The following is a 13757-nucleotide window of genomic DNA, read 5'->3' on the forward strand; positions in this document are numbered from 1 at the left end:
GCGCCGGTGGCTCTAGACTCAGTGCGGTGAGCAGCATTCCGGCCGCGGACGACATCCTCGACCCCGACGAACCCGTCTACGACCTGCCGACCGTCGCCGACATGCTCGGGATGGCCGTCACCCGCGTGCACCACCTGTTGCGGCAGAGCCAGCTGCTGGCCGTGCGGCGCGACGGGAAACTGGTGGTGCCCCGGGTCTTCTTCGACGACCGCGGCCACGTCATCAAACCGCTGCCCGGTCTGCTGGTCGTGCTGCGCGACGGCGGCTACCGCGACACCGAGATCGTGCGGTGGCTGTTCACGCCGGATTCGTCGCTGACCATCAGCCGTGACGGCTCCACCGAACGCACCCCGAACGCCAGGCCCGTCGACGCGTTGCACTCACACCAGGCACGTGAGGTGCTCAGGCGGGCTCAGGCTCTCGCTTACTGACGGGTCTTGCCAGCGAATACCACGCCAGCACAGCGCATCCCAGCGCCAGCAGTACGTGTAGCCACGAGTACATGCCGTGCGCGCCGTCGGGTTTGAAGATCACCATGATCCAGGTCGAGAACCCCGCGATCAGCGCGATCGACCGCCTCGACTGCGCGAGTGCCGAGACCACGGCCAGCGGCCAGGTGTAGTACCACGGCAGCGCCGCGGGGACGAACAGCACGACGACGAGCATCACCGACGCGATGCCGATCAGCGCCTCCCGGTCGTCGTGGCGGAATCGCCACCACAGCAGCGGAAGTGACACCGCGATGATCGCCAGGCCGATGATCCGGGTGACGTCGATGACCGCGTAGAAGTTCACCGGAAGGAACAGCCCGCCGACGGCGTTGGTGAGGTTGGCCACCGCTGTCGGCACCGTCAGCCAGTTGATGATCTTGACGTTGCCCGCGGCCAGTGCGGTCAGCCAGCCCAGCCCGACACCGGCCACCCAGGACAGCACCGCGAACACGACGAAGAAGATCGCCAACCCGGCGGCCGTCGCGGCCGTGAACGCCACCGGTGGACGGTAGCCGCGGCGCTCGCGGATCTGGCGCATCCAGATCCACACCGCGAACGGCAGGGCCAGTCCGGCAGTGGCTTTCACCGCCACGGCGACCACGATCACCGCGACGCCCAGCGCCGGACGCCTGGCCAGCAGCAACGCCAGGCCGGCCATCATCAGCCCGACCATCAGCATCTCGTTGTGGACGCCACCCATCAGATGGATGATCACCAGCGGGTTGAGCACGCAGATCCACAGCGCCGCTGCGCCGCTGGCCCCCACGTGCCGGGCCACCCGGGGGGCCGCCCAGATCAACAGGATCAGCCCGGGCAGCATGCACAGCCGCAGCAGCATCGTGCCCGCGACGACGTCCTCGCCGACCAGCATCGTCACGAACTTCGCCACCAGGATGAACGCCGGACCGTAGGGCGCCGTGGTGGTCGTCCAGATCGGGCTGACGTCGTCGAGCAGGGGATTGGGGTTGGCGACGGGACCGACGACGTAGGGGTCGAGCCCGTCGCGCAGCAGCGCCCCCTGCGCCAGGTACGAGTAGGTGTCGCGGCTGAACACCGGGACGCTCAGCAGCAGCGGCGCCAGCCAGAACCCGGTGGTGGCCACCATCGTGTACTCGTCGGGCCGCTGCCCGGGGTCGCCGCCCACGAGGCGGCGGCCCAGCCACAGCCAGGCCAGCAGCATGAGCGCGACCCCACCCCACAGCAGCACCGAGGACAGCACCAGACCGTGGCCGAACCGCAGCCAGGACAGGTGCAGCGATTCGAGCAGTGGGTCGTGTACCCGGGTGCTGCCCGCGCCGAGCCCGCCTGCGGTGATCAGCACCGCACCGAGGAAGCCCAGCAGGGCGGGTTTGGCGGACGGTGACGAGGCGAAGGCGATCAGGCGCGAGACATGTTGCGCCAAGCCCGATCTCGGCATCTCCGTCGGAGTAGGGGTGGCCATCTCAGGCGGACCGGTTGGCGGCCAATCTGGCGAGTTCGGTGAGTCCTGCCTTGGCCTGGGGGGCGATCGGGGCCGCCTCCAGCGCCGCCAGCGAGCGCCGGGTCAGCAACTCGATCCGCTCCTCGACCGCGGCCAGCGCGCCGACCGACTCGATGGCCGAACACACCTCGCGCACCTGTGCGTCGGTCAGATCGGTGCCGATCGAGGACCGCAGCAGTGCGGCGGTATCGGGGTCGGTCTTCTCGGCCAGCTCGACCGCTTCGGCGAGCAGCACGGTGCGCTTACCCGACCGCAGGTCGTCGCCGGAGGGTTTCCCCGTCACGGCGGGGTCGCCGAAGACGCCGAGGACGTCGTCGCGCATCTGGAACGCCACGCCGATGTCGGTGCCCCACTGGTGGAACAGCTCCTGGACATCGGGGCGGTCGGCGGCCGCGGCGGCGCCGAGCTGCAGGGGCCGCGACACCGTGTAGGAGGCGGTCTTGTAGGTGTTCACGTTCAGCGCGGACGCGACGGTGTCGGCGCCGCTGGCCTCGGCGGCGATGTCGAGGAACTGCCCGCCGAGCACCTCGGTGCGGATGTCGGCCCACACCCGCTGCACCCGGCGGTGCGCGTCGAGCGGCAGGTCGACCGTGGCGACGATGTCGTCGGCCCACACCAGCGACAGGTCGCCGGCCAGGATCGCCGCGGACAGCCCGAACTGTTCGGACGATCCGTGCCAGCCGCGTTCGGCGTGCCGGTCGGCGAAGATCCGGTGCACGGTCGGCAGCCCGCGCCGGGTCGCCGAGGCGTCGATGACGTCGTCGTGCACCAGCGCGCAGGCGTGCAGCATCTCCAGCGCGGCGAACAGCAACAGGACACCGCTGTCGGCGGGCCGGTCGGCCACCGCGCGGTAGCCCCAGTAGGCGAAGGCGGGCCGCAGGCGTTTACCGCCACGCAGCACGAACTCCTCGAGTGCGGCGGTCAACTCCGCGTAGTCCGAGCCGATGTAGGCGGCGTCGCGCCTGCGGCCGGACAGGTAGTCCCGCAACTGCTCGGTGACGGCGCCTGCCAACTCGGCGGCTGACGGTGCCGCGGCGTCCACGCTCAGCGGGGGCCCCTTTCCTCTGGTGGGTACGGATCGGCCAGGGTCGGCGAGCGGTCCCGGCTGGTCCAGGCCAGCCCGCCGATGATGCCCGCCACCACGAGCGTGGCGACGGTCAGCCAGATGGCCGCGGTGGTGAACGACCGCGCGCTCGGGTCGGTGTAGCGGGCCTGGGCGCTGAGGGTGGAGACCACGCCGGGGTTGAGCTTCCACTCGACCACCTCGGAACTGACCTGGTCGCCGTTGGTCGAGGTGACCTCGCCGGGGAACGCCACCGACAGCGACACGTCGGCCTCCGGATCGCTCACCGACGTCAGGTCGACGCGGCCCTCGAGGATCACCAGATCGCCCGCGCGGCGCAGCGAGATGTCGACGCCTGCGGCGTCGCGGTTCATGTTGGCCAGCTGCGGCAGTTCGGCGAAGGTGAGGTCGGAGAACACCGCCTGTGAGCCGACGTAGTCGTCGCGGTTGTAGTCGGAGACGGCGACCTTGGTGGCGAAGGGCAGGTTGTTGAGCAGCTGGGGACCCTTGTCCTCGGGTCCGCGCGGTTTGGCGGCCGCGACGATCTGACCGGACACCCGGTCGTCGGGGGACACCGTGATCGAGGCGCGTACGCGCACGCAACCCACCACCATCGGCAGCATCATCAGCAGCAACACCCAGGCCACCAGGCGGGTGCGTTGTCGGCGGGCGTGCACGGGGGTCATCGTGCCAGATGCGGGTCTACAGCGGCAGTGCGCGGCCCAGGATCGCGAACGCCCGCGGGTCCCCGGCGAAGTGGTAGCCGCGGATGACGTCTGCGAACCCGAGGCGACGGTAGAGCCGCCACGCCCGGTTGGCCTCGCCGTTGATCTCGGGCGTGGAGAGCAGGACGTGCTTCTCCTGTCTGCCGTGCAGCAGCCGGCGGGTCAGCGCCTCACCGAGCCCGCGGCCCTGGGCGGTCGGGGAGATGTGCAGTTCGGTCAGCTCGAAATAGCTGTTCATCAGCTCGTCGATGCGGTGCTGTTCGGCGCCGACCCGTCTGAGTCCGGCCACCACCTGCTGCTGCCACCACTGGTCGGGTGCACCGCAGTAGCCGTAGGCGACGCCGAGCAACGGTGCGTCGACGTCGGCCGTCTCGAGCACGGCATCGACCACTCCGACGGCCTTCCACCCTCGCCGCCGGGTGTGCTCGATCCACATCGAGGCGCGCTGGTCCTCGGTGCCGCGGGGGTAACGCATGGCGTCGACGTAGATGCTGAGCGCCTCGCCGAGGCGCCGCTCCATGTCGGTCGGCGTCAGATCGATGAGATGCGGCGCCAATGTCGTTGCCCTTCGGTCCGTCGAGCGGGTGTCACGCGAGTCGTCGGTCCCATTATGTCCGGGTGCCGCCACGGACAGCCGGTGTCCTTCCGGGGGCGGCGGAGGTCATACAATCGTGGGGCGAAGTAGGTGGTACGGCTCAGATCGACCTCGTATCATGACTGTTAGAGGTCCGTGAATGCGGGCACACCCGAGTTTGAACGAACGGCCGCGGGCGGCGAGGAGGGACGAATGCCACTCTCCGATCATGAGCAGCGCATGCTCGATCAGATCGAGAGCGCGCTCTATGCCGAGGATCCCAAATTCGCGTCGAGTGTGCGCGGTGGGACTCTTCGGGCACCGTCGGCGCGCCGCCGCCTCCAGGGGGCGGCGCTGTTCGTCGTCGGGCTGGCGCTGCTGGTCTCCGGGGTGGCCTTCAAGGCCACGATGATCGGAAGCTTCCCGATCCTGTCGGTGATCGGGTTCATCGTGATGTTCGGCGGCGTCGTCTTCGCCATCACCGGCCCCCGGGTCGCGGGTGGCGCCAAGGACCGGTCGGCGCCGGCCGTCGGTGGCGGCGGTGCTCGGTCCAAGCGGTCCAAGAGCGGCGGTGGCTCATTCACCAGCCGCATGGAGGACCGGTTCCGCAGGCGGTTCGACGAATAGTCGAACGACACGCTGAAGGGGTAGCCCCATCCGGGGCTGCCCCTTTTTTCGTGCCTCCGGCAGCACAGCGTCCCCCACAACGCCCCACCACACCCTGAACGGCGCCGACCTCGGCTTTCGTCCGTCGGTCGGGCGTCTGTTGGCGTCCCCGGGCGGCCCGTTTCGTCGTCCGGCACCCGCGCAGTGGGGTGTGATGGCGATCCAGACCCAATTGATGGCGCAAAGTGGGGGATTGTGGGGTAAAGTGGCGTGCAGCGGAGCAACCGGGGCTCCCAGTGGTGCAGGAGGTGGCCAGGATGTTTCTGGGCACCTACACGCCGAAGCTCGACGACAAAGGGCGGCTCACACTGCCCGCCAAGTTCCGCGACGCACTGGCAGGAGGGTTGATGGTCACCAAGAGCCAGGACCACAGCCTCGCTGTCTACCCGCGTGCGGAGTTCGAGGAATTGGCCCGCCGGGCCTCGCAGGCGTCGCGGAGCAATCCGGAAGCACGCGCCTTCCTGCGCAACCTGGCGGCATCGACCGATGAACAGCATCCCGACGCCCAGGGCCGGATCACGCTGTCGGCCGACCACCGTCGCTACGCAGGCCTGTCCAAGGAGTGCGTGGTGATCGGTTCGGTCGACTACCTCGAGATCTGGGACGCCGCGGCGTGGCAGGAGTACCAGCAGGCCCACGAAGAGAACTTCTCCGCGGCGACTGATGAAACTCTGCGCGACATCATCTGAACCGGCCCGTGCAGCGTGGCCTCTGTCCGAACCGGCCCTGGCGTACTTCCCCGACGCCAGGTCCGCCTCGGGCAGGGACCTCGCTGCAGGGGCGAACTACCCGGGGGTGGCGATGGAGCAGCACATTCCGGTCCTGCTGGACCGCTGCGTCGAACTGCTCACCCCCGCGCTGACCCGCCGCCATCCCGACGGCCGTGGCGCCGTCCTGGTCGACGGCACGCTCGGCGCGGGCGGCCATGCCCACCGCTTCCTCACCGACCTGCCCGGGCTGCGGCTCATCGGACTGGACCGCGATCCGCAGGCGCTGCGGATCGCCGGCGAGCGGCTCGCCCCGTTCGGTGACCGGGTCACGCTGGTGCGGACCCGCTACGACGGCATCGACGACGCCCTCGCCACCGCCGGGGTCGACACGGTCGACGGTTTCCTCTTCGACCTCGGCGTGTCGTCGATGCAACTCGACCAGACCGAGCGCGGGTTCTCCTACAGCGCCGACGCACCGCTGGACATGCGCATGGACAGCGACGCCCCGCTGACCGCCGCCGACATCGTGAACACGTTCGCGGAGAAGGACATCACGCGGATCCTGCGCGAATACGGCGAGGAACGGTTCGCGAGCCGGATCGCCAAGCACATCGTCCGCCGCAGACCGCTGACCACCACCGGCGAACTCGTCGAGCTGCTCTACGACGCGATCCCCGCACCCGCCCGCCGCACCGGCGGACATCCGGGCAAGCGCACCTTCCAGGCGCTGCGGATAGCGGTCAACAGCGAGCTCGACTCGCTGCGCGCGGCGATCCCGGCGGCGTTGGCCGCCCTCGGCGCCGGCGGGCGGATCGTCGTGATGGCCTACCAGTCGTTGGAAGACCGCATCGTCAAGACCGAGTTCGCCGCGGCCACCGCATCGCGTACCCCACCCGGTCTGCCCGTCGAATTGCCCGGCCACGAACCAGAGTTCACCGCACTCACCCGTGGTGCCGAACGGGCGACCCCGGAGGAGATCGAACGCAATCCGCGCAGTGCGCCGGTCCGGTTACGCGCATTGGAGAAGGTCGCCAGCAGGTCGGACACGGCCAGGAGGGACGCGCCATGAAGGCAAAGCGGTCTGCACCGGTGCGCGGTGAAGAACGACGGCGCAAACCAGGTCAACCGGTCCGCAAGGCGACGCGCCGGGGCGTCGAGCCCGCACCCAGGCGCGCCCGGCCCACTCGTGACGCCCGGTCGGCGCCGCAGACCGCGCCGATTCCTCGGCCGGTGGAACGTCCGGCGCGGCCCAAGAACGCCAGCCAGGCCAAGGCTCGGGCGAAGGCGCGGAAAGCCAAGGCGCCGAAGGTCGTACGGCCCCCGCTGCGGGAACGGCTGCTGGTCAGGCTCTCGTCGATCGAGCTGAGCCCGAAGGCGCTGATCGCCCGGGTGCCGTTCGTGGTGCTGGTGATCGGCTCGCTCGGGTTGGGCCTCGGCATCACGCTGTGGCTGTCCACCGGCTCGGCCGAACGGTCCTATCAGCTCGGCGCCGCGAAGCAGACCAATCAGGCACTGGCCCAACAGAAAGAGGCCCTCGAACGCGACGTCCTCGAGGCGCAGGCCGCCCCCGCGCTGGCCGAGGCGGCCCGCAACCTGGGCATGATCCCGTCCCGCGACACCGCGCACCTGGTGCAGGATCCGGCGGGCAACTGGGTGGTCGTGGGGACGCCGAAGCCGGCCGAAGGGGTCCCGCCGCCGCCGCTGAACACCCCGATCCCGGACGTCACGCCGACACCGAAACCGGCGCCGCCGCCCGCACCACCGGGTGCACAGGCCGCACCCCGCGTCATCGATCCGCGGGAGGTGCCCGTCCGCATCACCCCCGGCCCGCAGGCTCCCGTCGCCGCCGGTGAGGTGCCCCACCTCGCCGCAGGCGCCCAGCCGCCCGCACCGGGCCCCGTCGACCCTGCCCTGGCCGTCCCGGCCCCGGTCGCGGCGCCCGTCCCGCCCGGACCCGTCGACCCGGCCCTGGTGCCCGACCATCTCGTCGCGCCGCCCGCGCCCGTCATCGCGGGACCGCCGGCATGAGCCCTCGCCGCACCCCGAAGGCGCCGCCGCAGGGCCGTTCGGCCAAGGCGCGGCGCACCCGCAAACCGATCGCCGCCGAGAGTGGTTCGAACAGATCGACATTCGTGTTCCGGCAGCGGGCGGGGATGGCGATCATGATGGCGATGCTGCTCGTCGCGGGCGCCCAGCTGTTCAACCTGCAGGTGCCCCGCGCGGCGGGGCTGCGCGCCGAGGCGGCGGGTCAGCTCAAGGTCACCGACGTCCAGAAGGCGGTGCGCGGCAGCATCGTCGACCGCAACGAAGACAAGCTCGCGTTCACCATCGAGGCGCGCGCGCTGACCTTTCAGCCCACCAGGGTGCGCAAGCAACTGGAGGAGGCGCGCGCCAAATCCGATGAGGCGCCCGAGCCCAAACGCCGCCTCGCCGAGATCGCCGACGAGGTCGCCGCGCGGCTGAACAACAAGCCCGACGCGAAAACCGTACTGCGCAAGCTCAACAGCAACGAGACGTTCGTCTACCTCGCCCGTGCGGTCGATCCGGTGATCTCCGATGCGATCATCGAGAAGTTCCCCGAGGTCGGTTCGGAGCGGCAGGACATCCGGCAGTACCCCGGTGGTTCGCTGGCGGCCAACGTCGTCGGTGGGATCGACTGGGACGGGCACGGACTGCTCGGCCTCGAGGACTCGATGGACGCCGTGCTCGCGGGCACCGACGGTTCGGTCACCTACGACCGCGGTTCCGACGGTGTGGTGATCCCCGGCAGCTACCGCAACCGCCACGATGCGGTCAACGGTTCGACGGTCCAGCTGACCCTCGACGACGACATCCAGTTCTACGTCCAGCAGCAGGTCCAGATGGCCAAGGACGCCTCCGGCGCCAAGAACGTCTCGGCGGTGGTGCTCGACGCGAAAACCGCTGAGGTACTGGCGATGTCGAACGACAATACGTTCGACCCCAGCCAGGACATCGGCAGGCAGGAGAACCGCCAGATCGGCAACCTGCCGGTGTCCTCGCCGTTCGAGCCGGGTTCGGTCAACAAGATCATCACCGCCGCCGCGGCGATCGAATACGGGTTGACCACCCCCGACGAGGTGTTGCAGGTGCCGGGTTCCATCCACATGGGCGGCGTCACGGTCGGCGACGCGTGGGAGCACGGCACCATGCCGTACACCACCACCGGCGTGTTCGGGAAGTCCTCGAACGTCGGCACGTTGATGCTCGCCGAACGCATCGGCGAACAGCGCTACGCCGAGATGCTCAAGAAGTTCGGCCTCGGCCAGCGCACCGGGGTCGGCCTGCCCGGTGAGAGCGCGGGCCTCGTCCCGCCGATCCACCAGTGGTCGGGCAGCTCGTTCGCGAACCTGCCCATCGGACAGGGCCTTTCGATGACGCTGCTGCAGATGGCGGGGATGTACCAGGCGATGGCCAACGACGGGGTGCGCATCCCGCCGCGCATCCTCAAGGCCACCATCGCCCCCGACGGCACCCGCACCGAGGAGGAGCGGCCGGAGGGCATCCGCGTGGTGTCCCCGGAGACCGCGCGCACCGTGCGCAACATGTTCCGCTCGGTGGTGCAGCGCGATCCGATGGGGGAGCAGCAGGGCACCGGTCCGGCCGCCGCGGTCGAGGGCTACCAGATCTCCGGCAAGACCGGCACCGCCCAGCAGATCAACCCGGCGTGCGGCTGCTACTACAGCGACGTCTACTGGATCACCTTCGCCGGAATGGCCACCGTCGACGATCCGCGCTACGTGATCGGGATCATGATGGACGCCCCGCACCGCGCGGCCGACGGTTCGCCCGGCTCCTCGGCCGCGCCGCTGTTCCACAACATCGCGTCGTGGCTGCTGCAACGGGAGAACGTGCCGCTGTCGCCGCCCACCGAGCCGCTGACCCTGCAGGCGACCTGACCGACGAGTCGGGCCGACCGCGGCTCGGTACTGTGTCAAAGCCATGAAGCTCCGCCCCAGCCGACCCGTCGGACACGCTCTCGACGCCCTCGCCGAGCAGGTTCGGGCGGTCCCCGCCGCCGGACTTCCGGTGTCCGACATCCGGATCACCGGCGTCACGCTGCGCGGTCAGGACGCCCTGCCCGGTGATCTGTTCGCCGCGCTGCCCGGTTCGTCGGCGCACGGCGCCCGGTTCGCCGCCGAGGCGGTCGCCGGCGGCGCCGCCGCGATCCTGACCGACGCCGCGGGGGCGGGCGCGCTCGGCGCCGAGTTGGGGGTGCCCGTGCTGGTACACCCCGATCCGCGGGCGGTGCTCGGCGAGGTCGCCTCGACGGTCTACGGACACCCGTCGCGGCACCTGCGCGTGGTCGGGGTGACCGGCACGTCGGGCAAGACCACCACCACCTACCTCGTCGACGCCGGGCTGCGGGCGGCCGGTCGCGTGGCCGGGCTGATCGGCACCGTCGGCATCCGGATCGACGGACGCGACCAACCCAGCGCGCTGACCACCCCCGAGGCGCCGGATCTGCAGGCGCTGCTGGCCGTCATGGTCGAACAGGGCGCCGACACCGTGGTGATGGAGGTGTCCAGCCACGCGCTGACGCTGGGCCGGGTCGACGGCGTGCGGTTCGCGGCGGGCGGGTTCACCAACCTCTCGCGCGACCACCTCGACTTCCACCCCACGATGGCCGACTACTTCGAGGCGAAGGCGCGGCTGTTCGACCCGGCGTCGCCCACCCACGCCGAGACGTCGGTGGTGTGCGTCGACGACGACGCCGGCCGCGCGATGGCCGCCAGGGCGAACCACGCGGTGACGGTCAGTGCCGCCGGCAGGCCTGCGGACTGGCGGGCCGAGGACATCCGCGCCGTCGAGGGCGGCGCGCAGGAGTTCACCGCGCTCGACCCGGCCGGCGTGCACCACGGTCTGCGCATCGGCCTTCCGGGCCACTACAACGTCGCCAACTGTCTGCTGGCCACCGCACTGCTCGACGTCGTCGACGTCTCGCCCGAACAGGCCGTGCCGGGGCTGCGCACCGCGACCGTGCCCGGCCGGCTCGAGGCGATCGACCGCGGTCAGGACTTCCTCGCCCTGGTGGATTACGCCCATAAACCGGGCGCGCTGGCCGCGGTGCTCGAGACCCTGCGCGGTCAGACGACGGGCCGCATCGCGGTGGTGTTCGGCGCGGGCGGCAACCGCGACGCCGGGAAACGCGAGCCGATGGGCCGGGTCGCCGCCGACCTGGCCGACCTGGTCGTGGTCACCGACGACAACCCGCGCGACGAGGAGCCTGCCGCCATCCGCTCGGCGGTCCTCGCCGGTGCCCGCGAGGCGGTGGCCGGCGCCGAGGTCGTCGAGATCGGAGACCGCCGCGACGCGATCGCCCACGCCCTGCGCTGGGCCCGGCCCGGCGACGTGGTGCTCGTCGCGGGTAAGGGCCACGAGACCGGCCAGACCGTGGCCGGCCACACGCATCCGTTCGACGACCGCGTCGAACTCGCCGACCTGTTGGAGAAACGCGGGTGATCGAACTGACCCTGGCCCGGGTGGCCGAGATCGTCGGGGGCACGCTCGCCGACATCACCCCTGAAGACGCCGCCGCGACCCGGATCACCGGCACCGTCGAGTTCGACTCCCGCGCCGTCACCCCCGGCGGGCTGTTCCTGGCCCTGCCGGGCGCCCGCTCCGACGGGCACGACTTCGCCGCCGCCGCGGTCGCCGCAGGCGCGACCGCGGTGCTCGCGGCCCGCCCCGTCGGCGTGCCCGCGGTGATCGCTCCACCCGCCGAGGGGCCCGAGGGCACCGGGGTGCTCGAACACGACACCGACGGCGCCGGAGCCGCGGTGCTGGCCGCGCTGGCCCGGTTGGCCGCCGCTGTCGCCGCCGAACTGGTCGCGGGCAAGCTGCGCATCGTCGGGATCACCGGATCGTCGGGCAAGACCTCGACGAAGGATCTGGTCGCCGCCGTGCTCGCCCCGCTGGGCGACGTGATCGCCCCGCCGGGGTCATTCAACAACGAACTCGGCCACCCGTGGACGGTGCTGCGCGCCGACCGGGAGACGGACTTCCTCGTTCTGGAGATGTCGGCGCGCCACCCCGGCAACATCGCCGCACTGGCCGCGATCGCGCCGCCGTCGATCGCGGTGGTGCTCAACGTGGGCACCGCCCACCTCGGCGAGTTCGGCTCCCGCGAAGCCATCGCCGCCACGAAATCCGAACTGCCGCAAGCAGTTCCGGCTTCGGGTGTGGTGGTGCTCAACGCCGACGACAGCGCGGTCGCCGCGATGGCCGACGTGACCGAGGCCCGGGTGGTGCGGGTGTCCCGCGATCCGGGCGCCGACCTGTGGGCCGACGAGGTGGCCCTCGACGAACTGGCCCGGCCGCGGTTCACCCTGCACGCCGCGGGCGGCGCCACCCCGGTGACGCTCGCCGTGCACGGCGACCATCAGGTGTCCAACGCGCTGTGCGCAGCCGCGGTCGCGCTGGAGTGCGGCGCCACGCTCGACCAGGTCGCGACCGCGCTCGCCGGCGCCGGTCCGGTGTCGCGGCACCGCATGCAGGTGAGCACCCGCGACGACGGGGTGACCGTCGTCAACGACGCCTACAACGCCAACCCGGATTCGATGCGGGCCGGCCTCAAGGCGCTCGCGTGGATGGCCCGATCCGGTGGCGCGCCGCGCCGCAGTTGGGCGGTGCTGGGGGAGATGGCCGAACTCGGCGACGATTCGATAGCCGAGCACGACAGCATCGGCCGACTGGCGGTGCGATTAGATGTCTCACGACTCATCGTCGTCGGAACTGGGAGGTCAGCGAGCGCCATGCATCAGGGGGCGGTCATGGAGGGGTCGTGGGGGGCGGAGGCCACCCGGGTCGACGACGCCGACGCTGCACTGGCGCTGCTGCGCGACGAACTGCAGCCCGGTGACGTCGTGTTGGTGAAGGCGTCGAATTCGGCGGGGCTCGGTGTGCTGGCCGACGCGCTGGCCGCCGGAGAAGACGGGGCCACCGCCCGATGAGACAGATCCTCATCGCCGTCGGCCTCGCGCTGGCGGTGTCCATCCTGCTCACCCCGGTGCTGATCCGGCTGTTCACCCGCCAGGGGTTCGGCCACGAGATCCGCGAGGACGGCCCGCCGACCCACGCCAAGAAGCGCGGCACGCCGTCGATGGGCGGGGTGGCGATCCTGGCCGGTATCTGGGTCAGCTACCTCGGCACGCACCTGGTCGGGATGGCGCTGGACGGCAACGGGCCGTCGGCCTCTGGTCTGCTGGTCCTCGGCCTGGCGACCGCGCTGGGCGTCGTGGGGTTCGTCGATGACCTCATCAAGATCCGGCGCGCCCGCAACCTCGGGCTGAACAAGACCGCCAAGACCGTCGGCATCCTGGCCGCCGCGCTGCTGTTCGGCGTGTTGGCCCTGCAGTTCGGCAACGCCGACGGGCTGACCCCAGGCAGCGCCGAACTGTCCTACGTCCGCGAGATCGCCACCGTGACGCTGGCGCCGCTGCTGTTCGTGCTGTTCTGCGTCGTGCTGGTCAGCGCGTGGTCCAACGCGGTGAACTTCACCGACGGGCTCGACGGTCTGGCCGCCGGGGCGATGGCGATGGTGTGTGCGGCGTACGTGCTGATCACGTTCTGGCAGTACCGCAACGCGTGCGCGACCAGCCCGGGGTTGGGCTGCTACAACGTCCGCGACCCGCTGGACCTGGCGCTGGTCGCCGCGGCCGCCGCCGGCGCCTGCATCGGCTTCCTGTGGTGGAACGCCGCCCCGGCCAAGATCTTCATGGGCGACACCGGCTCGCTGGCCCTGGGCGGCATCATCGCCGGGCTGTCGGTGACCAGCCGCACCGAGATCCTCGCGGTCGTGCTCGGCGCGCTGTTCGTCGCCGAGGTGACCTCGGTCGTCGTGCAGATCCTGGCGTTCCGCACCACCGGCCGCCGGGTGTTCCGGATGGCGCCGTTCCACCACCACTTCGAACTCGTGGGCTGGGCCGAGACGACCGTGATCATCCGGTTCTGGCTGCTCACCGCGATCGCCTGCGGGCTGGGCGTGGCGCTGTTCTACGGCGAGTGGCTCACCGCCGTCGGGGCCTGAC

The 13757-nt window shown here is 70.9% G+C and carries 13 protein-coding genes; 9 read left to right on the plus strand and 4 right to left on the minus strand.

The window, feature by feature from the left end; translation table 11 throughout:
- The first annotated feature begins 26 nt into the window (after window positions 1-26).
- The gene (locus AU194_RS00315) at window positions 27-431 is read left to right on the plus strand and encodes an Rv2175c family DNA-binding protein (protein WP_059087258.1); all 405 of its coding nucleotides are present in this window, start codon (window positions 27-29) and stop codon (window positions 429-431) included.
- On the opposite strand, the gene AU194_RS00320 is transcribed toward AU194_RS00315, so the two are convergent.
- From AU194_RS00320 to AU194_RS00335, 4 genes are read right to left on the minus strand one after another with little or no spacing between them, the layout of a single operon-like run.
- Window positions 403-1932: an alpha-(1->6)-mannopyranosyltransferase A gene (locus AU194_RS00320; RefSeq protein ID WP_059087259.1), complete on the minus strand. Its 1530-nt coding sequence runs from the start codon at window positions 1930-1932 to the stop codon at window positions 403-405. The genes AU194_RS00315 and AU194_RS00320 overlap by 29 nt on opposite strands.
- Before the next feature lies 1 nt (window position 1933).
- On the minus strand, window positions 1934-3013 hold the full coding sequence (idsA2, locus tag AU194_RS00325; RefSeq protein ID WP_059087260.1) for a bifunctional (2E,6E)-farnesyl/geranyl diphosphate synthase: 1080 nt from the start codon (window positions 3011-3013) through the stop codon (window positions 1934-1936).
- 2 nt (window positions 3014-3015) lie between these two features.
- Window positions 3016-3720, minus strand: a complete 705-nt coding sequence (locus AU194_RS00330; protein ID WP_059087261.1) for a DUF3153 domain-containing protein — start codon at window positions 3718-3720, stop codon at window positions 3016-3018.
- Between the two features lie 16 nt (window positions 3721-3736).
- Window positions 3737-4315 carry an N-acetyltransferase gene (locus AU194_RS00335; protein WP_059087262.1) on the minus strand — a complete coding sequence of 193 codons (579 nt, stop codon included), beginning with the start codon at window positions 4313-4315 and terminating at the stop codon, window positions 3737-3739.
- A gap of 231 nt (window positions 4316-4546) precedes the next feature.
- Here AU194_RS00335 and AU194_RS00340 point away from each other — a divergent pair, with 231 nt between their 5' ends.
- From AU194_RS00340 to mraY, 8 genes are all read left to right on the plus strand, one after another.
- On the plus strand, window positions 4547-4960 hold the full coding sequence (locus AU194_RS00340; protein WP_059087263.1) for a DUF3040 domain-containing protein: 414 nt from the start codon (window positions 4547-4549) through the stop codon (window positions 4958-4960).
- Between the two features lie 296 nt (window positions 4961-5256).
- A complete protein-coding gene (mraZ, locus tag AU194_RS00345) occupies window positions 5257-5688 on the plus strand; it encodes a division/cell wall cluster transcriptional repressor MraZ (protein WP_059087497.1) in 432 nt (143 codons plus the stop codon).
- The gene (rsmH, locus tag AU194_RS00350; RefSeq protein ID WP_369804008.1) at window positions 5663-6778 is read left to right on the plus strand and encodes a 16S rRNA (cytosine(1402)-N(4))-methyltransferase RsmH; all 1116 of its coding nucleotides are present in this window, start codon (window positions 5663-5665) and stop codon (window positions 6776-6778) included. The genes mraZ and rsmH overlap by 26 nt, the downstream gene beginning before the upstream one ends.
- The gene (locus AU194_RS00355; protein WP_059087265.1) at window positions 6775-7737 is read left to right on the plus strand and encodes a hypothetical protein; all 963 of its coding nucleotides are present in this window, start codon (window positions 6775-6777) and stop codon (window positions 7735-7737) included. Before rsmH ends, AU194_RS00355 begins: the two co-directional genes overlap by 4 nt.
- A complete protein-coding gene (locus AU194_RS00360) occupies window positions 7734-9626 on the plus strand; it encodes a penicillin-binding protein 2 (RefSeq protein ID WP_059087266.1) in 1893 nt (630 codons plus the stop codon). Before AU194_RS00355 ends, AU194_RS00360 begins: the two co-directional genes overlap by 4 nt.
- A gap of 43 nt (window positions 9627-9669) precedes the next feature.
- Window positions 9670-11190 carry a UDP-N-acetylmuramoyl-L-alanyl-D-glutamate--2,6-diaminopimelate ligase gene (locus AU194_RS00365; protein ID WP_059087267.1) on the plus strand — a complete coding sequence of 507 codons (1521 nt, stop codon included), beginning with the start codon at window positions 9670-9672 and terminating at the stop codon, window positions 11188-11190.
- On the plus strand, window positions 11187-12680 hold the full coding sequence (gene murF / locus AU194_RS00370) for a UDP-N-acetylmuramoyl-tripeptide--D-alanyl-D-alanine ligase (RefSeq protein ID WP_059087268.1): 1494 nt from the start codon (window positions 11187-11189) through the stop codon (window positions 12678-12680). The genes AU194_RS00365 and murF overlap by 4 nt, the downstream gene beginning before the upstream one ends.
- A complete protein-coding gene (gene mraY, locus AU194_RS00375; RefSeq protein WP_059087269.1) occupies window positions 12677-13756 on the plus strand; it encodes a phospho-N-acetylmuramoyl-pentapeptide-transferase in 1080 nt (359 codons plus the stop codon). Before murF ends, mraY begins: the two co-directional genes overlap by 4 nt.
- Window position 13757: the final 1 nt, after the last annotated feature.

Origin of the sequence: Mycobacterium sp. GA-2829 (assembly GCF_001499965.1) — a bacterium.
Taxonomy (GTDB): domain Bacteria; phylum Actinomycetota; class Actinomycetes; order Mycobacteriales; family Mycobacteriaceae; genus Mycobacterium.

Bases quoted from the DNA above. Each gene is read 5' to 3' on its own strand.
- AU194_RS00355 (WP_059087265.1), top strand. From the start codon at position 6,775: ATGAAGGCAAAGCGGTCTGCACCGGTGCGCGGTGAAGAACGACGGCGC.
- AU194_RS00330 (WP_059087261.1), bottom strand. From the start codon at position 3,720: ATGACCCCCGTGCACGCCCGCCGACAACGCACCCGCCTGGTGGCCTGG.
- AU194_RS00365 (WP_059087267.1), top strand. From the start codon at position 9,670: ATGAAGCTCCGCCCCAGCCGACCCGTCGGACACGCTCTCGACGCCCTC.
- mraZ (WP_059087497.1), top strand. From the start codon at position 5,257: ATGTTTCTGGGCACCTACACGCCGAAGCTCGACGACAAAGGGCGGCTC.
- AU194_RS00340 (WP_059087263.1), top strand. From the start codon at position 4,547: ATGCCACTCTCCGATCATGAGCAGCGCATGCTCGATCAGATCGAGAGC.
- AU194_RS00320 (WP_059087259.1), bottom strand. From the start codon at position 1,932: ATGGCCACCCCTACTCCGACGGAGATGCCGAGATCGGGCTTGGCGCAA.
- AU194_RS00360 (WP_059087266.1), top strand. From the start codon at position 7,734: ATGAGCCCTCGCCGCACCCCGAAGGCGCCGCCGCAGGGCCGTTCGGCC.
- mraY (WP_059087269.1), top strand. From the start codon at position 12,677: ATGAGACAGATCCTCATCGCCGTCGGCCTCGCGCTGGCGGTGTCCATC.
- rsmH (WP_369804008.1), top strand. From the start codon at position 5,663: ATGAAACTCTGCGCGACATCATCTGAACCGGCCCGTGCAGCGTGGCCT.